The sequence below is a fragment of the Candidatus Kapaibacterium sp. genome, assembly GCA_023957315.1.
In the GTDB taxonomy this organism is placed as follows: domain Bacteria; phylum Bacteroidota; class Ignavibacteria; order Kapaibacteriales; family UBA2268; genus PGYU01.
The window spans coordinates 90,504-109,255 of record JAMLHE010000008.1 but is presented as its reverse complement, the minus strand read 5'-3'; the positions used below and the strand labels follow the sequence as shown (position 1 = coordinate 109,255).

Genomic DNA, 18,752 nt, shown 5'->3' with positions numbered 1-18,752 from the left:
TATGTGAAATAACAATTTGTTTTTTTTGTCTTATTGTCAATATGTATGTTCAACTTAACATAAATTATATCATGAAATTTACTTTTTTACTGACAACAGTTTTTTTTCTAACATTTCAAGCCATTCTATCATCTCCGAATGAAGCATATTTAAAAAGCCGAATAGTTGCCGAAGTAGGCAAAGAAAAGCTCAGTGCCTTCGATATAGACAAAGCATACCGCAAAAGCATTAACCGTAGCGATAAACCGATTTTCGATTCCGGTCGTGATAGTGTTATGGATTTCCTGAATTTATACACCGGTTTCAGACTCAAAGTAAACGATGCATACAGTCGTGGCTTCGACAAAGATTCTTCAGTTGTGGCAGACATCAACCAAAACCGCAAAATATTAGCTGAATCATTCTATTATGACCAAATGCTTATCAATCCTGCCATAGACCGATTTCTTGAAATGAGAAAAAAGGAATATCAAGTGGGAATTATTCTTATCAGACATATCCCCGAGGATGACACCCAAACTCTAACTCCAGAGAGAAAAGTGGAAATAGTAACCCAAAAACTAAGAGCCGGAGAAAGTTTTGAAGAATTAGCCAAAACTTATTCAGACGATAAAAGAACTGGTAACTTAGGCGGATTAATCCAAAATTATGTCACTTCGGGCAAGGTTCAACGTCCAATCGAAAATGCAATTTACAAAACCGGCAAAGGTCAGGTATATCCCGAACCTGTTGTAACAGATTTCGGTTATTTCTTTATAAAAGTTTTCGATGTTGCTGATAGAATCATCACCAAACCACGTCATCTTTTAATTACAGTCAATGATAATCGAACTGATGAAGAAGCTCGCAAAAAAGCAGACAGCCTTTATAAATTGCTTCAAAAAGGTGCCGATTTCGACAAATTGGTTTTAGAAAATTCTGATGATATTGCTTCTGCCGAAAAAGGCGGTGATTTGGGTGGTTACTATTCACGTTCTACAGGATTGCAAGAAAGTGAATTGCCATTAGTTGCCGAATTCGAGAATGCAGTTTACAAAATGAAAAAAGGCGAAATTTCAGAACCTGTCAAAACTGCTTTCGGTTATCATATTATTTATCTTGAAGATGCAATAGAGCCAATATTTGAAGCCGAAATTGACGGTTTGAAAAATTTGTACAAAACTTTGTACTACACACCCGATAAAAATGATTTGATGGATTCACTCAAATTAGCTTATGGTTATAAGTTATATGATGACGTTCTAATTGAAATGCTCAATTATCTTGATACAAACAAGACCAATATGGAACGTGAATGGGACAAGAATATACCGCAAAATATTCAAAAAAAGACTTTATATGAGATTTTGAAAAAGAAGACAACGGTTGCTGATTTTATTTATATATTGAACAATGACGGTTCGATGCGTGGCGCTGCACTAAATGAAGCCGGAATCAGGAAAGCGATAGTCTATAAAGCCGACAATGCTGCATTTGACGAAGCTACCAAAAATCTTGAGAAAGATTACCCCGAATTTGCTTCACTGATGAAAGAATTTCGTGATGGAATTATGCTTTTTAAAGTTGAAGCTATTGAAGTTTGGGATAAATTAAACAGCGAAGATTTGGCATTAGCACGTGCTTATTATGATTCGACAAAAACCAATTATTTCACAGACCTTTCCTACGACATATCTGAAATTTACGTGATGAAAGAAGATGATGCTAATGCTATTTATCAAAGGGCTAAAAGCGGGGAAGATTTCGGGCAAATTGCAAGTGTCGAAACCCAAAGAGCCGGTTATAGAGAAAGAAATGGAAATTGGGGAATAGTGACAACCGCTAACAATCTATTTGCTCAAAAAGCAAATGAGTTGAACGTTCAATCAGGTGGTTTAATTCCACCATTCCAGAATGAACGCGGTTATTCGATAGTGAAAGTTAATGAAGTATTTCTGCCACGTCAAATGACATTCGAAGAAGCCAAAAGCAGATTCGCTCCAAGAATTCAAGAGATTCGCCAAAAAAATCTGAACTCTGAATGGTTAGCAAAGCTTAGTAAGAAATTCAACGTAAAAATTCACGACAAAGTAATTGAAGAAGTAATAAACCAATATAAAAGCGGAAAATGAGATTAATTGTCCTAAACATTGTTTTTCTGACGTTGATGATGAATGTCGCTAACGCCCAACCCAAAGCAGGCGAAAGCCTTGACCGTATCGTCGCCATAGTTGGTGATGATGTTGTGATGAAATCCGACATTGACGGTCAGATTGGCGCTCTTATGCAGTATGACAAGAATCTTGACGTCAACGATAAAGCACTCAGAAAGCAAATTCTTGATGGGCTGATAGACCAATTCCTAATGGTTTATAAAGCCAAGCAAGATTCAATCGTTATTTCCGACGAGGAAGTTACGCAAAGGATGGAAATGCATCTCCAGACGGAAGTCCGAAGATTTGGCTCCGAGCAGCGTGTAGAGCAAGTTTATGGTATGTCTATACCCAGAATCAAAAATGAAATCAAAGAGAAGATTCGCCAAAGCTTGTTGGTACAAAATTTATTGTCTGTTAAGTTTAGCGACGTGAAAGTATCTCAAAAAGAAGTCCAAGATTTTTATGCCAATAATAGTGATTCAATCCCGGAAATGCCGGCTGCTTATGAATTATATCATATTGTAAAGAATGTCAAATCGGATGATGACACTAAGAAAACCTCATTTGAATTCGCAATCAAATTGCGTGATTCACTCTTGAATGGTGCAGATTTCGCAGATTTTGCTAAACGTTACAGCGGTGATCCGGGCACTTCCCAAGACGGTGGTGAGCTTGGTTGGTTCGAACGTGGCAAATTATTTCCTGAATTTGAACAGGCAGCTTTCAGATTAGCAGTCAATGAAATTTCTTTACCTATTGAGACTCCTTTTGGTTTTCACATTATCCAAACGCTTGATAAGCGTACCGATGCTGTAAAAACGCGCCATATCTTACTTAAATTTGCACAATCAAGCGAAGATAAGCAAAGAGCTATTGACTTTTTGAATGATTTGAAGAAAAAAGTCGAAAGCGGTTCCGATTTCGAAGAGTTAGCCAAATTACATTCAGATGACAAGGACAGTCGCGGTTTTGGTGGTTTTCTCGGCAAATTGCCTTATGAAGATATCCCCGATAAACTCCGTTCGATTGTAACTGCACTCCCTGACGGTGGTTTGAGCGAACCTATGCTATATGTATCAGACCCATCAAAAGAGTCGTATCACATAATTTACAAAAAGAAATTCCATGTGGTTCACAAAGCAAATTTGAAAGATGATTTTAACGAAATCGAACAATATGCTATTGAAAGCAAAAAGCGAAAATTATATTCTGAATTCCTCCAAAATCTACGCAAAGATATGCACTGGGAAATAGTCAGCGATTATTAGGCAATTGCTAAAGTTGCACAATCGCAACGCTCGGCACCAGCCGATTTGAGGCTTTTTGCAAGTGAGTTAATTGTCGAACCCGTAGTCAGAACATCATCAACTAAAAGAATTCGGCTCCCTTTGGGGTCGAATTCTTTGTTTAGTTCAAATATATTCCCAACATTGCGTTTTCGTTGCTCTTTACTGAGTGCAGTTTGAGTTATAGTATATTGATTCCTTTTGACGAAATCATCAGACATTTCACCCGCTACTAATTCAAGCAATCCTAAAGATATGTGATATGATTGGTTATAGCCGCGTTCGCGATATTTTACTTTGTGGATGGGCACGGGAATGATATAGTCGTAATCGGTCATGCCGTCAATTTGCATTCTCCTTCCCAAGAGCTTTCCGTATTCATAAGCCAATAGCGACAATCCTGCGTATTTGAATTTGTGAATAGCTTCCAAATACTGAGCATTCTCCTTCAGAGAAATAAGTGCAGTAGCGCCATCAATTGCCACCTTATCTTCGCTGAAATGCTCAAAAAAACGATTGCGAATTATATTGGGTGATGGGGCATAAGGTATAGAGTTGAGGCAAGCGTTGCAAAGCATTTTGAATTGAGCAGAATGTGGCTTGATGTGTTTATTACAAATGGCACAATGCTCGGGAGCGACAAAATCAAAGAGATTGTCTCGGATTGCCTTTATAAACGTAGTATTTATCAATTACCACTCTTATTTTATTCAAACTTATCTAATGAAAATCTGCTTTTTGGAAAATATATATTGAAAATTGAAATCGCTAAAAGAGCCAAATTTTCAATCAACTTCGGAAATCCAACTTTTTGCGGATTTGTACTCGAACACCCACAATTGATGTCAAGTCCGCGCGCCATAGCCGCAATTACGGCAAATACAAATACAAACATCATTGATGCTGTGATATATGAATTTGCTTTTACTTTTACACCTGTGATGAGCAGTACCCCGCAAATGGTTTCGACCCAAGGCAATATCATTGCAATCATGTTCAGCGAAAAGTTCGGAACCAAATCATAATTCGCAATTTCGGAGACAAAAAGCGTAGGATTGGCAATCTTGCCGATTCCGTATGACAAAAAAATGTAACCTACGATAATTCTTGCAATTGTAGTCGGTATTCCTGATTCGAGTATCTTTTTCATCTAATTTGAGTCGTTGATTTTAATAATTATTATTAACTACTAAAACAACTCATTATTTTACCTTCTTCATTGTCACGCTCAAAATCAATATATTTGTGACAGTCAAAATTTGAAAATTCAAAAAAGTATAAAATGTCTTTTGTAAGGTCAATTTCAGGAATCCGAGCAACTTTGGGAGATGATATGACTCCCGAGATGGTCAAACAATATGTTGCGGCATTCGCCAAAGCAACAAATTCAAAAAAAATTGCGGTCGGCAGAGACGGCAGACCCTCAGGCGATTGGATAGAAAAAATCCTTTCTTCTACTCTTTCTTCAATCGGCGTAGAATGCGATATTCTGGGCATTGTCCCAACTCCGACAGTCCAATTAATGGTCGAAAAATTCGATTATGACGCAGGAATTGTTATCACAGCATCGCATAATCCCGAACAATGGAACGGATTGAAATTTTTGAATTCAAGCGGTGTTTTTTTAAATGAAGCTGAAAATCAAAAAGTATGGGATATAGTTGATTCGGGTGTGGTTGAATGTGATTTTGAAAATCATGCTGAAATAAAATTCTCCGAAATTGAACCGATTGACTTCCATATCAAATCAGTCACAAATAGCGATTTCATCGCTGAACGATTGGAAATTATCAAATCACGCAAATTTAAAGTGGTCGTTGACGCAGTAAACGCTTCTGGCAGTGTTATCATCCCGAAACTGTTGGAATATCTTGGCTGCGAAGTAATCGCTATCAATTGCGAAGGCAACGGAGAATTTCCTCATGTTCCGGAACCGCTGCCTCAATATTTGACTGAGCTTTCATCTAAAGTAGCCGAAGTGGGTGCTGATGTAGGTTTTGCTGTTGACCCCGATGCTGATAGATTAGTCCTTGTGGACGAAAGCGGCACCTGCGTAAGCGAGGAAAAGACAATTGCATTGGCGATTCAATCTGTGATGAGTAGCTCGATTGCCGAAGCGAAGAAAATTGCAGTTGTCAATCTTTCGACATCATCATATTCCGAATGGGCTGCACGTCAATTCGGGGGGATTGTTGCACGATGCCCCGTGGGTGAAATCAACGTCGTCAGTAAAATGAAAGAAATTGGTGCAATCATCGGTGGGGAAGGTAGTGGTGGTGTAATTTTGCCCAATTGCCATTACGGACGTGATTCCCTTGTTGGAATTTGCTTGATTTTGGGCTTAATGGCTCAATCAAATCGCTCGTTATCCGAATTGTCAAACGACTTCCCCAACTACGAAATGAACAAATTGAAATTTGATTTCGCTGGAAATTTTGAAAATTTGAAATCTCGAATAATTCAAGAAATTTCTTCTGAAAATGTCAATTTGGAAGATGGACTGAGAATTGATTCGGACGGCTTTTGGATTCATATCCGCAAGTCCAACACGGAGCCTATTATCCGGCTGATTTACGAAAAATTGAATAATTCAAATATTGATGAAACGATTGACAAAATCAAAAGCATCATTGCGGATACCAAATGAAGCCTGATGAATTGATTTGCTTTCATTGTGGGGACGTTTGTCCGGACGACACTATTAGAATCGACAATAAATACTTTTGCTGCAACGGTTGCAAAACTGTTCACATTCTGCTGTCCGACAATGATTTGACAAAAATTTACGAGGAAGCACGAATTGGTTCGGATTCAAAATCAAAATTTGATAAAGATGAGTTTTCATTCCTCGATGACAATTCAATTGTCGAAAAACTATTGAAATATAATATCGAAAATCGCTCCAAAGTAATTTTCTATCTGCCTCAAATCTATTGCAGTGCCTGTTTGTACCTGATTGAAAACATTCACCTTCTGGAAAATGGTGTGCTCGAATCGAAAGTGAATTTCTTGCGGAAAGAAGTCAGCATCACATTTGATAACCAAAAAACTTCACTTCGCAAGATTGTTGAATTGCTCACATTATTAGGCTATCGCCCAACTTTGAATCTATCGGATATCGAACAACCCCGAAAGATTGCTCACAACAGGTCATTATATATCAAATTGGGAATTGCGGGCTTTGCTTTTGGAAATATCATGTTGATGGCAATTCCGGAATATTTATCCGGTGGAACTATCCAAAGCGATATTCGCACATACATGGGCTACATCTCGATTTTGCTGAGTATTCCGGTTATGTATGCCGCCAGCGATTATTTCAAGGGCGCTTGGCACGGATTGAAGATGAAAACTGTAAATATTGATGTACCTTTGAGTTTGGGGATTTTGGTGCTATTTTTACGCAGTGTTTACGATATTTTGTTCACAACTGATTCGGGTTTCATTGATTCGCTCACAGGTTTAGTTTTTTTCCTCTTATTGGGGAAATTGTTCCAACAGAAAACTTATCACAATTTATCATTCAATCGCGATTTCAAATCCTATTTTCCTCTTTCGGTAATTAAATCCGATAAGGAAAATGATGTGCCAATACCCGTCAATCAAATCGTGCCGGGTGATTTGCTGTCTATAAGGCATGATGAGCTCATTCCTGCGGATTCAATTCTGGAAAGTGAATCAGCATTGATTGACTATAGTTTTGTCACAGGAGAATCATCACCGATTACTGCTATGAAAAGTGACAAGATTTACGCCGGCGGCAAACACAAGGGTAGCGTAATCAAAATCCGAGTGATGAAGAAGTTTTCGAGTAGCTATTTGACCGAACTTTGGAATTCCAAACTATTTGAAAAGCAGAAAGAATCAACAATTTCAAATTTGTCCAATACTGCTGCGAAATATTTTACTGCAATTGTACTATTGATTGCAATCGCTACCGCTATTTATTGGATTCCCAAGGATATGACTATCGCCATGAATTCGATTACCGCTGTATTAATCATTGCTTGCCCGTGTGCAATAGCACTTTCGATTCCCTTTTCATATGGCACTACCATGCGATTGCTCGGAAAGAGGAAAATGTTCTTAAAAACGGACAAAATTGTCGAATACATGAGTTCCGCTGATGTAATTGTATTTGATAAAACCGGAACACTGACTGAACTTAACAAGTCGGAAATCAGCTTCAACGGCTCACCACTTGATAAAGACAAGCAAATCGCAATAAAATCTATAGTCAAAAACTCAACTCACCCTTTGAGCAACATGATATACAATCATCTAAATTGCGGAACTGTCATAGTTGATGATTACGATGAAGTATCAGGCAAAGGGCTGATGGCATTTGTAGGAACTAATTCGATTTTGCTCGGCAGCAAATCCTGGCTAATTGAAAATAATATAAAAATTGATACTGAATCAGGCGGCAATTCGGGCGAGTTCAATGCCGAATCGCGTGTTTATGTAGCTTTTAATGGCGCATTCTCAGGATTTTTTGCCATAAATTCATCGTACAGACAGGGATTGAAGTTACTATTTGACGAACTTCTGAAAAAGCATGAAATTTATATTTTATCAGGCGATAATGATTCTGAGAGAAATTATCTGCAAACCCTGACTTCCGACAAAGCTAAAATGCAATTCAATATGCTGCCCGCAGATAAATTGGAATATATCTCTAAGCTTCAGCAATCCGGCAAAAAGGTGATTATGATTGGTGATGGTTTGAACGATGCCGGAGCTTTGAACCAAAGCGATGTCGGTATTGCAGTTTCGGAGCAACATTCAAACTTTACACCGGGCTCTGACGCTATTTTGATAGCTGATGAACTCCCCAAACTCACAAAATTATTAGCTCTCGCCAAAAATGGTGTCACCACTGTGAAGTTGAGCTATATTTTGTCCTTTGTTTATCATAGCATCGGCTTCTTTTTTGCTGTTCAAGGGCTTCTGTCGCCCCTGATAGCAGCTATTTTGATGCCCGTCAGTTCGATAAGTGTAATAGCATTGACTGTTGGGTCTTCTTATTTGAAGGAATTTAGATTATCTCGCAAGACTTAGTCATTTCTAAAATATTTTTACATTTTGGTTACAAATTTATAAAACAAAATTGCACAATTCATCTGAAAATGATACATTTAAAAATTGAAAATTTGCATTGTGCTTTATTGTATTTGCATTACGATTTTTGAAAGTATAAAATTATAAAGGTTTGTAATGTCAGTTGTAATAATTTTGATGAGCGCTTCACTATTTGTTGCCATAATTTTTTTGGTATCCTTTCTATGGGCAGTCAAAAACGAACAATTTGATGACACTTACACTCCGTCGCTACGCATTTTAAATGATGACAACAATAATAATGTAAAATTAAAAGATGGAGTAGGTGAATGAGCATTGATTCTACCGGTTCAGTTAACCCCAAAGACCTCGAAACCTTCAGCTATGATAATGTGATTGTCCGAAATTTTGCTTGGGCAACTATTATCTGGGGCATCGTCGGTTTCCTTGTTGGCTTGATTATAGCAATTCAAATGTTTGCTCCGGCATATTTCCCATTCTTAGATTTGGGAATTTCCTATATTTCCTTTGGAAGACTTCGCCCTTTGCATACAAATGCAGTAATTTTTGCATTTGTCGGTAACGCAATTTTCATGGGTGTCTATTATTCATTACCTCGACTTGCCAAAGCTCCGATGTGGAGCATCTTGCTAAGCAAATTGCATTTTTGGGGTTGGCAATTGATAATTGTCTCTGCCGCAATTACATTTCCTTTGGGACTAACACAAGGCAAAGAATATGCCGAATTAATATGGCCCATAGATGTCGCTGTTGCTGTTGTTTGGGTAATTTTCGGTATCAATATGTTGATGACATTAGTCAAAAGGCGCGAACGCCACATGTATGTTGCAATCTGGTTTTATATTGCATCGTGGGTAACAGTTGCAGTTTTGCATATAGTCAATTCATTAGTTATTCCTTATTCAATACTCGAGAGCTATCCAATTTATACAGGAGTTCAAGACGCTTTGGTTCAGTGGTGGTATGGTCATAATGCTGTTGCATTTTTCTTGACAACTCCATTTTTGGGGCTTATGTATTATTTTCTTCCCAAAGCTGCTAACCGACCGGTATATTCATATAGACTTTCCATTATTCATTTCTGGTCTTTGATTTTCTTATATATTTGGGCAGGTCCTCACCATTTGCTTTATTCATCAACTCCGGATTGGGTTCAATCACTCGGTACAGTCTTTTCCATTATGCTTATCGCACCGTCATGGGGCGGGATGATTAATGGCTTGCTCACGCTCCGAGGAGCTTGGGACAAAGTACGCGAAGACCCTGTTCTAAAATTCATGGTAGTAGCAATCACAGCGTATGGTATGGCTGTATTCGAAGGTCCAATGCTTTCGATTAAAAGTTTCAATGCGCTTTCGCACTTTACTGATTGGACTATTGCTCACGTTCATGTCGGAGCTTTAGGGTGGAACGGTATGCTGACTTTCGGTATTTTGTATTGGATAATACCGAAGATGTGGAAAACCGAACTGCATTCAAAAAAACTTGCAAACTTGCACTTCTGGATTGCATTTCTGGGCATTTTGATATATGCTGCACCACTCTATTGGGCAGGTATCACACAAGGCTTGATGTGGAAACAATTCTCTCCTGACGGTTTTTTGATGTATCGCAACTTCCTCGAAACTGTGACTCATTTAGTTCCGATGTATGCTATAAGAGCATTAGGCGGCAGCTTATTCTTGGCAGGTTCAATTGTCATGTTGTATAATTTAATCATGACTATGAAACGCGGTTCTTTTATGGCTACGGAAACATTCAAGGCTCCTGCTATGGCATCTATTCATAAAGAAAAGGTAAACCACAGATGGTTGGAAGGCAAGCCAATGCCATTTTTGATTGCATCGCTTGTCGTAATTTTAGTAGGAGGGATATTTGAAATTGTACCAATGCAGGTTATCAAATCGAATGTTCCGACGATTACCAGCGTTAAACCATATACTCCTCTCGAATTGCACGGTCGGGATATTTACATCCGAGAAGGCTGTTATTTGTGCCATTCGCAAATGATTCGTCCATTCAGAAGCGAGACAGAACGTTACGGTGAGTATTCTAAAGCAGGTGAATTTGTTTACGATGCACCATTCCAATGGGGTTCGAAACGTACAGGACCTGACTTGCACAGAATTGGCGGCAAATACCCTCATGCTTGGCACTACCAGCATATGTATGACCCGCAATCAATTGCACCGGGCTCGATTATGCCGCGCTATCCGTGGTTACTCGAAAACACTTTAGATACGTCTCTTACATCAAATAAAATCAGAGCACTTATGACTCTCAACTTCCCGTATCCTCCGGGATATGATAATGTTGCATATATTGATGTCCATACACAAGCTCTCGAAATTGTTGAAGAGCTGAAAGTTACGGGAATCGAAACTACATACGATAAGGAAATCATTGCTCTGATTGCATATTTGCAAAGATTGGGCACTGATATCAAGGGCGAAAGTAAACCAATTTTCAACAAACCATAAGGAGGGCGTGATGTTCAGACAAATTTTTCAAAATATTCAAGGTATAGAACTACTTCCTACCTTTACTTTATTATTCTTTTTTACTTTTTTTGTAGTTGTTTTTATAATGGCTTACAAATTAGACAAAAAATTCATAAACTACATGGGCTTATTACCCCTTGATTCTGATGATACCTTAAATGAAAAAAAATCAGGAGATGAAAATGTCACAAACTGAAGACAAATTATTAGAACATAATTATGACGGTATTCTCGAATACGACAATCCTTTGCCTAAATGGTGGGTTTGGCTATTTATCATAACTGTAATTTGGGGAATCGGCTATTTTTTCTATTATAATATTGCCGAAATTGGACCCAGCCAACATGAAGAGTATCTTGCAGAGTTCAACACCGGCTCTGATGATGCTATGCGTCTAATCCAGCAAATGAATGAAAAATGGGCTGCTATTGCGTATGTACCAATTACCGATAATGATGCTTTAGAACAAGGCAAAACAATTTATTTGGAAAATTGCGTTTCTTGCCATGGTACAAATGCCGAAGGCGGCATCGGTCCAAATATGACAGATGATTATTATATTCATGGCGGTGGAATCGAAAATACGATGAACGTCATTATTAACGGTGTCCCCGAAAAAGGGATGATTTCTTGGAAACCATTGCTTACTCCTGAAGAAGTTCAATTGGTCGCAAGTTACATTCTAACATTGAAAGGTACACAACCGGCAAATGCTAAAGCTCCACAAGGTGAACTTTGGGAGCAATAGTCGCTATTTATAAAGAAGCAAAAAAATGAGTGATTTTAAAGAGTTGAAACAAGTCGGCAATGAAGCGATTAATCCCGACGATACGGATAAACTCATAACTGAAACAGGCGTTTCCTTTCGGGATAGAGTATCAAATATTGATAAAAAAGGAAACCGCATTTGGATTTATCCCAAAAAGCCCAAAGGCGACTATACTAAATGGCGCTCGGTCGTAGCTGTCGTTTTATTAGTGTTTATGTTTGTGCTGCCATTTATAAAAGTAGATGGCAGACCTTTCGTGTTACTTGATATTTTTCAACGCAAATTTATCATTTTCGGTATCGTTTTTTGGCCCCAAGATTTTTATATTTTCGCTCTTGCATTTCTGGCTTTCATTGTGTTTGTTGTCCTCTTTACCGCTGTTTACGGGCGAATATGGTGCGGGTGGGCATGCCCTCAGACAATATTCATGGAGATGGTTTTTCGTAAAATCGAATATTGGATAGAAGGCGATTACAAGCAACAAATGGCACTTTCGCGCTCTGAATGGAATGCAAACAAAATCTTCAAAAGGGGGCTGAAGAAGACTATCTTCATTTTGCTTTCCTTCATCATCAGTAATTTATTTTTAGCATACATAATTGGTATTGATGAGTTACAAAAATATATGACCGAAGGACCGGCGGAGCATATGACTTCATTTGTATTCGTTATATTTTTCGCGGGTTCTTTCTACTTCATTTTTTCGTGGTTTCGTGAGCAAGCCTGTACATTTATTTGCCCATACGGCAGACTCCAAACCGTGCTTTTGGACAAAAATTCAATCGTAGTCGCATATGATTTCAAACGTGGCGAGCCGCGAATGAAATTCAAGAAAAATATGCCTGAAGATGCCGGTGATTGCGTTGATTGCGGTGCTTGTGTCAGAGTTTGCCCGACGGGAATTGACATCCGAAACGGCACCCAACTTGAATGTATCAATTGTACTGCTTGTATTGATGCTTGTGACGAAGTGATGTTGAAGGTCAATAAACCAAAGAATCTGATTCGCTATGCTTCTGAACTGCAAATTACTGAAGGCACAAAGTTCAAATTTACTCCACGAATTATGGCTTATAGCGTTGTGCTGCTGTTATTATCAGGCTTAGTAGCATATTTGATGCTCAACAGAAGCGATATCGAAGCCACAATTTTGAAAGTCAAAGGTACGATGTACCAAAATACTGAAACAGGAGTTGCCAACGTTTACACTGCGACTATTATCAACAAGACTTTCAAACCTATGGATTTTTCGTTGAAATTAATGGATATTCCCGGAACGATTCAAATTATTGGGAAAGACCATCTGCACGTCCCTGCTGAAGGGCTGACCGATGCAACTTTTATTTTGGAATTACCCCGAAAATATGTTACCGGCACTCGGAATAACATCCAAATCGGAGTTTACTCCGGCGACAAACTAATTCAAACTGTAAATACAGGCTTTACTGGACCGGCACCCGGCATGAAATGAGGAATAAGAAAATATGAAAATATATGGAAATTGGGCTTTCGCAATTACGGCTTTTTACATCACTTTTGTGGTGCTACTTGTGTCATTAGTGGTTTATGTTTCGCAAGATAAAGTTGATTTGGTGGTCGAAAATTATTATGACCATGACCTTGTTTTCCAGCAACAAATTGACAAAGTAATGCGAACAAAAGCACTCAAAGAGCAAATCACTATATCGAATATCGAAAATAAAGTTGTCCTGAAATATCCCGATTCATTGGAATATCCTATTTCAGGCTCGATTTTGATGTTTCGACCGGATAATTCTAAGCTCGATGTTAAAATTCCAATTCAACCTAATAATGAAATGATGCAAATCATAAATACCGCATCATTCAACAAAGGACTTTGGAAAGTAAAAGTTGATTGGACTATGAACGACACTAACTATTACAACGAACAAATAATCATTTTTAATTGATAGACTATGGATTGGACTCTAATCGGCGCCGGATTGATGCTTGGTGTGCTTGGTAGTATGCACTGTATTGGTATGTGCGGACCAATTGCTTTGGCTATCCCGCATAAAGGAACAACAAAATTTTCAATTTTTTCCGAAGGATTCATCTACAATTTCGGACGAGTGATAACTTATTCAATCATGGGGCTAATACTTGGTTTAGCGGGGGCTTCGTTTAAACTTGGGGGCTTCCAAGAGCAACTTTCATTGGTCGTTGGAACTTTAATTTTGCTTGGAGTAATAATTCCAAGAAAATATTATTCAAGATTGAACGACACTAAAAAAATTAGTTATTTTGTTTCAACTATAAAACTCAAATTCCAGAAGCTATTGAAATCTAAAAGCCTAATATCTTTGCTCTTTATCGGAATCCTTAATGGGCTCTTGCCGTGCGGCTTGGTTTATATCGCATTGGCAGGCTCCTTTGCAGCTGGCGACGTCGTCACATCTACGTTTTATATGGCTGCATTTGGCTTCGGGACTCTTCCCGTAATGGCTGCAATCTTCATTTCAAAAAACCTCATCTCGATCAATATAAGACAAAAAATAAATAAATTGATTCCATACGGAGTCGCTTTAGTGGCAATTCTAATGATTCTTCGTGGATTGGCTCTCGATATTCCATATATAAGTCCGGTACTCCCGGAAACAGTTTTATCGGGCGAAGCATCTTGTTGTCATTAAATTTGATTATTGTGGAAAAGTTTTTTATGTTTGAAATTGGTTTTTGGTCTATTCACAAAATCTTTATTTTATACTGTGTTACAGTGTTATTTATGACTAAGAACATATGGATATGAAAAATAAATTTAAAATTAGTCTTGTTTAAAATAATTTTGTGTCTTATTTTGCATGTCAAAGTTTGTTAAAAAAGGAAAAAGTTTTGGAATTTGTTACGAAAATGAAAGAAGTTGTCACTAAAATGTTCTTTATCGGACATGTTGAAACCGATTCCAAACCTAATTATTCATCACTAATAATAGCAGGCGAGTAGTGAAAAAGACTGTACTTGATTATGCACTGAAAGTAAAATTACCGTTTACGGTATTCATTATACTTACATCATTTGCCGTTACGTATTTTGTGGCTAAGCCCGAAAGAGACGGCGTCGGTTATGCTCCGGAACAACCCATAAAATTCTCACACAGAGTACATGCCGGCGATATGGCGATTGATTGCCAATATTGCCACACAAGTGTCGAGACGTCTCGTCATGCTACAATACCATCAGCTGATGTATGTATGAATTGCCATGCAGTCGCAAAAACTGATAGCCCGGAAATTGTGAAGTTAACCCAATATTATAAAGACGGTAAACCCATTCCATGGAAAAGAATCCATAGAGTGCCGGAATACGCCTATTTCAACCATGCTTCGCATGTTGTCAATGGTATAGATTGCGCTAATTGCCATGGCGATGTTCGCGAAATGGATGTAATAAGCCAAGTTCATTCCTTCACGATGGGCTCTTGTTTGGATTGCCATCGCGAACCGGAAAAACGTATGCCACAAATGACCGGATTTGTAAATAAAGGACCTGATAATTGTAATGCTTGTCATCGTTAATGATTGTAAAATTTTTTAAGAATCGGGAAATATGAGTAACACAAGAAGAAAATTTTTCAACTCTATAGGTGTAAGCGCTCTTGGCGTTTTTGCACTTAATGTTTTACCCGTGAAATTTATTAAAAACGGCAAAACGGAAACTCAACCCAATCCTAAGGTTGTAATTCATCCTCTTGCTGTAAACAGAAACATAAAAGGGGATGGTTGATGGATAATAATGCTACTAAACCTCGATTTTGGAAAAGTCTGAATCTATTGGCTAATAAACCCGAAAGTATCGAAAGCACTCGCCACGAATTCCAAAAGGGAGTCACGGACGATTTCGATTTGAATGCACTCCCCGATAAATCAAGGAGAAAGTTCCTTGCTGTGCTTGGTGCTTCTGCGGCTTTTGCGGCTACTGCTTGTACAGACTATCCTGATAAAGGCGAAATCATTTCGTATAATAAAAAACCGTCGGGAGTGGTGTATGGTCATGCTAATTATTACGCATCATCTCTCAACAGCGGGCTCGGTATTTTAATCAAAACGAGAGAAGGTCGCCCTATTAAAGTGGACGGCAATCCTCAGCATCCTATTAATGCGGGCAAAGTTGATGCTATTGCTCAAGCTGCAATGCTCGACTTGTACGACCCGGGAAGAGTGCGTTATCCGGTCAAAAAATCAGATAGCAAGCTGATTCTCAACAAAGATGAGATGCCCAAAACTGATTGGGAACGCATTGATAAAGATATTACCGAAAAATTGAAAGCTGCGTCTCAATCGGGCAAGGAAATTGCCATTATTGCACATTCGGTCAAATCTCCTTCGCAAGAAAAATTGTTCAATGAATTTGTACTGAAATATCCAACTGCTAAGTTTAACTTATGAAGTGTTTGGTAATCAAAACAAATTGAGTGCTTGGGAGAAAATGCTACGGCAATACAAATCTTCCCGTCATTGCTTGGGATAAAGCTGATGTAATCGTAGCTTGGAATGTGATTTCCTCGGCACAGAAGGAATTACAGTCGAACAAATCAAAAAATATACTTCAAGACGCGATTTTGATAATGCTAAAAATTTCAATAAGCTATATACTGTTGAAGCAAATTACAGTCTAACAGGTGCAAATTCAGACTATCGTTTGAAACTCTCTCCAGAGTATCAGTATGATTTTATCATGGCTTTGATTAATGAAATTGCAGTCAAAAAATCGCAATCTTCAGCAAATTTAGACGATTCGGCAATGTCAAAAATTCGACAGTATAATCTTTCTGATTTTGCTTCAAAATATGGTTTACATGCTGATAAGTTGGCTTCGATGGTTGATGACATTTTACATCACCCAACTAAGACACTTGTCGTCTGTGGAAACAGCCTTCCTGAAGAGTGTCATATAGCAGCGAATTTGCTGAACGAAGTTCTTGGAAGCGTCGCAAACGTTTATTCGGACAAATACGAAGTTTTGCACAGACCTACTAACACGATTGCAGATTTTGCACAATTAAGTGCTAAAATGAAATCCGGAAATGTCGGTGTTTTGATTCATTTTGATTCAAATCCTGCATATCATTTGCCTCGTGAACTTGGTTACACAGACGCATTGAAAAGCGTTGAGACAGTGGTTTCGATGATTCACCTCGAAAATGAATCTTCTGAAGGCAGTCACTACATTTTGCCTGTCAATCACGAATTCGAATCTTGGGGTGATTTCATGCTCCGCAATGGTGTGTTGAGCACTCAGCAACCTGTTATCGCACCGATATTCGATTCTCGCCAAAAAGAAGCAATCCTGCTCAACTGGATGGCAGATGATTATTCGCAATACCATCATGATATTTATCATCAATTTATCAAAGCACATTGGCAGCAAAAAGTTTTCCCAAGTGCCAATACTTTCAGCTCATATGATGAATTTTGGTATTCATGTTTGCACGATGGCATTTTCACTTGGGATGAAGTTGGAATTCCTCGTGCCGTTTTCAATGCAGCTACATTATCGGCTACTCAAAATTCCTTGAGCAAATCAGGCTTTACGGTTATTTTGACTAAGCCACATTATCTGGGCGACGGTCAATATGCTAATAATGGCTGGTTGCAAGAAGTGCCGCATCCGATTACAAAGGTCGTTTGGGACAATTGCGCAATGATGTCACCAGCAACTGCAAAAAAACTTGATGTAGCCTACGGTTTGGACAAATTGGATAAAATCTCCGATATGATTGACTTAACCGTGAATGGCAAAACACTCAGACTTCCAATAATGCCTCAACCGGGAATGGTTGATGATGTGATTGCCGTTGACCTTGGTTACGGCAGAACAAGAGGCGGAGAAGTTGGGACAGGTGTCGGTTTTGATGCTTATACTTTGATGAATAAAAGCGGAAATAAAATCTATTCCGGTGCATCAGTTGCTAAAGCCGGCGAAAAATATGAATTGATTTCCAGCCAAGAGCATCATTCGCTTGATGAAGAATTCGTAAAGGATTTCCATTACAAGCGCCATATAATTCAAGAATATACAGTTCCATTTTATGTGGAATTTGAAGATAAGCTCGAAGAAGCAAAAACGCGACTCAAAAATGAATTCGGTGACGACCGCGAAGCTTACGAAAAAGCATTAAAAACAGAGAAAACCCATCTTTTGGGACATCACGAATACCAAAGCCATAGCATGTACCCCGATAGAGAATATACGGGTGTTAAATGGGCAATGGCTATTGACATGAACAAATGTACGGCATGTAGTGCTTGTGTTACAGCTTGTAATGTCGAAAATAATATTCCGATTGTGGGCAAAGAAGAATGCGGCAAAGGTCGCGAAATGCACTGGATGCGGATTGATACCTATTTCAGCGGCACTCCTGATGAGCCGATTACAAGTGTGCAACCTATGCTTTGCCAACATTGCGATAACGCTCCATGCGAAAACGTTTGCCCGGTAGTTGCTACTACTCACAGCCCCGAAGGTTTGAACCAAATGACTTATAATCGTTGTGTCGGTACGAGATATTGTGCCAACAACTGCCCGTATAAAGTTAGAAGATATAATTTCTTTGATTTCCGTAACGATTTCAAAGACGGCTACTATCGCAAGGACACACTCGAATTATTGAATAATCCCGAAGTGACAGTCCGCTCGCGTGGTGTGATGGAAAAATGTACATTCTGCTCGCAAAGAATCGAAGAGGCTCGTTCTGCAGCAAATATTAAGGGCAAGAAAATTCAAGGCTCTGATGTAGTGACAGCTTGTCAAGAAGCATGTCCTTCAGATGCAATTATATTCGGAGATATGAATGACCCGAATTCTAAAGTATCGAAATTACGCAATCATAGTTTGGGCTACCACGTTCTCGAAACGATAATGGTCAAACCCAACGTTACTTACATTTCAAGATTGAGGAACACAAACATGGAGGATACACACAGTGGCCACTGATATTACTCATGAAGTTTCTGTAAT

17 protein-coding genes are annotated in these 18,752 nt (G+C 38.6%); 15 read left to right on the top strand and 2 right to left on the bottom strand.

Translation table 11 applies throughout. The annotated features are described in order from the left end of the window. The first annotated feature begins 71 nt into the window (after positions 1–71). Positions 72–2,111, top strand: a complete 2,040-nt coding sequence (locus M9949_09995) for a peptidylprolyl isomerase (protein MCO5251735.1) — start codon at positions 72–74, stop codon at positions 2,109–2,111. Next, on the top strand, positions 2,108–3,403 hold the full coding sequence (locus M9949_09990; protein ID MCO5251734.1) for a peptidylprolyl isomerase: 1,296 nt from the start codon (positions 2,108–2,110) through the stop codon (positions 3,401–3,403). The genes M9949_09995 and M9949_09990 overlap by 4 nt, the downstream gene beginning before the upstream one ends. On the opposite strand, the gene M9949_09985 is transcribed toward M9949_09990, so the two are convergent. Together M9949_09985 and M9949_09980 are read right to left on the bottom strand one after the other, a co-directional pair. After that, a complete protein-coding gene (locus M9949_09985) occupies positions 3,400–4,113 on the bottom strand; it encodes a hypothetical protein (GenBank protein ID MCO5251733.1) in 714 nt (237 codons plus the stop codon). The two genes, M9949_09990 and M9949_09985, sit on opposite strands and share 4 nt — an antisense overlap. 14 nt (positions 4,114–4,127) lie before the next feature. Next, positions 4,128–4,571: a DoxX family membrane protein gene (locus M9949_09980; GenBank protein MCO5251732.1), complete on the bottom strand. Its 444-nt coding sequence runs from the start codon at positions 4,569–4,571 to the stop codon at positions 4,128–4,130. Between the two features lie 132 nt (positions 4,572–4,703). On the opposite strand from M9949_09980, the gene glmM reads away from it, so the two are divergent. The 13 genes from glmM (at position 4,704) to M9949_09915 (ending at position 18,728) form a co-directional block, all read left to right on the top strand. Continuing rightward, entirely contained in the window at positions 4,704–6,068 is a 1,365-nt protein-coding gene (glmM, locus tag M9949_09975) for a phosphoglucosamine mutase (protein MCO5251731.1), read from the top strand. Next, entirely contained in the window at positions 6,065–8,482 is a 2,418-nt protein-coding gene (locus M9949_09970) for a heavy metal translocating P-type ATPase metal-binding domain-containing protein (protein MCO5251730.1), read from the top strand. Before glmM ends, M9949_09970 begins: the two co-directional genes overlap by 4 nt. Before the next feature lie 156 nt (positions 8,483–8,638). Next, positions 8,639–8,815: a cbb3-type cytochrome oxidase assembly protein CcoS gene (gene ccoS, locus M9949_09965; GenBank protein ID MCO5251729.1), complete on the top strand. Its 177-nt coding sequence runs from the start codon at positions 8,639–8,641 to the stop codon at positions 8,813–8,815. Beyond that, the gene (ccoN, locus tag M9949_09960) at positions 8,812–10,983 is read left to right on the top strand and encodes a cytochrome-c oxidase, cbb3-type subunit I (protein MCO5251728.1); all 2,172 of its coding nucleotides are present in this window, start codon (positions 8,812–8,814) and stop codon (positions 10,981–10,983) included. Before ccoS ends, ccoN begins: the two co-directional genes overlap by 4 nt. A gap of 10 nt (positions 10,984–10,993) precedes the next feature. Continuing rightward, positions 10,994–11,200: a cytochrome C oxidase Cbb3 gene (locus M9949_09955; protein MCO5251727.1), complete on the top strand. Its 207-nt coding sequence runs from the start codon at positions 10,994–10,996 to the stop codon at positions 11,198–11,200. Next, positions 11,187–11,753: a c-type cytochrome gene (locus tag M9949_09950; GenBank protein MCO5251726.1), complete on the top strand. Its 567-nt coding sequence runs from the start codon at positions 11,187–11,189 to the stop codon at positions 11,751–11,753. The genes M9949_09955 and M9949_09950 overlap by 14 nt, the downstream gene beginning before the upstream one ends. A 25-nt stretch (positions 11,754–11,778) precedes the next feature. Then, the gene (gene ccoG, locus M9949_09945; protein MCO5251725.1) at positions 11,779–13,245 is read left to right on the top strand and encodes a cytochrome c oxidase accessory protein CcoG; all 1,467 of its coding nucleotides are present in this window, start codon (positions 11,779–11,781) and stop codon (positions 13,243–13,245) included. 13 nt (positions 13,246–13,258) lie between these two features. Then, positions 13,259–13,705 (top strand): FixH family protein, encoded by a 447-nt coding sequence (locus tag M9949_09940; protein ID MCO5251724.1) that lies wholly within the window; start codon positions 13,259–13,261, stop codon positions 13,703–13,705. 6 nt (positions 13,706–13,711) lie between these two features. Continuing rightward, entirely contained in the window at positions 13,712–14,428 is a 717-nt protein-coding gene (locus M9949_09935) for a sulfite exporter TauE/SafE family protein (GenBank protein MCO5251723.1), read from the top strand. A 309-nt stretch (positions 14,429–14,737) separates the two neighbouring features. After that, positions 14,738–15,310 (top strand): cytochrome c family protein, encoded by a 573-nt coding sequence (locus M9949_09930; protein MCO5251722.1) that lies wholly within the window; start codon positions 14,738–14,740, stop codon positions 15,308–15,310. 31 nt (positions 15,311–15,341) lie between these two features. Next, complete coding sequence (locus M9949_09925; protein MCO5251721.1) at positions 15,342–15,518, top strand: hypothetical protein; 177 nt, start codon at positions 15,342–15,344, stop codon at positions 15,516–15,518. Then, positions 15,518–16,180 carry a TAT-variant-translocated molybdopterin oxidoreductase gene (locus tag M9949_09920; GenBank protein MCO5251720.1) on the top strand — a complete coding sequence of 221 codons (663 nt, stop codon included), beginning with the start codon at positions 15,518–15,520 and terminating at the stop codon, positions 16,178–16,180. The genes M9949_09925 and M9949_09920 overlap by 1 nt, the downstream gene beginning before the upstream one ends. A gap of 100 nt (positions 16,181–16,280) precedes the next feature. Beyond that, entirely contained in the window at positions 16,281–18,728 is a 2,448-nt protein-coding gene (locus M9949_09915; GenBank protein ID MCO5251719.1) for a 4Fe-4S dicluster domain-containing protein, read from the top strand. Positions 18,729–18,752: the final 24 nt, after the last annotated feature.